Here is a 430-nt window from a genome sequence, read left to right on the forward strand (position 1 = left end):
GATGGGCGTCTGGCAGTTCGACACCTCGGTCGCGGGCCTGGGCGGCTGCCCGTATGCCAAGGGTGCGACGGGCAACGTGGCCACGGAGGACGTGGTCTACATGCTGCAGGGCATGGGCATCGAGACCGGCATCGACCTGGATGCGCTGGTGGATGCCGGCGCCTACATCAGCGATTTCCTCGGCCGCAAGCCGAATTCGCGCGCGGCCACGGCGCTGCTGAACAAGCGCGCCGGCTGACGCACGGGCTCTTCGGCGCGGCACAATCCGGAGCCCGTCCACCTTTTTCCAGGAGACCGTACCCATGTGTGGCGCCGAACTTCGAACCCTTCCCGACGGCGTGCAGCGCGTCGCCGCCGCGCTGCAGGCCAAGGGCCATCCGCACGGCCCGCGCATGCTGGACAGCTCGGCGCGCACCGCGCAGGAAGCGGC

At 70.0% G+C, this 430-nt stretch carries 1 pseudogene; it reads left to right on the top strand.

The features are described from left to right. Positions 1 to 238: pseudogene (locus GVL61_RS24565) on the top strand (hydroxymethylglutaryl-CoA lyase); the annotation flags it as partial. Between the last annotated feature and the right edge of the window lie 192 nt (positions 239 to 430).

Origin of the sequence: Novosphingobium sp. 18050 (assembly GCF_902706195.1) — a bacterium.
GTDB lineage: Bacteria > Pseudomonadota > Alphaproteobacteria > Sphingomonadales > Sphingomonadaceae > Novosphingobium.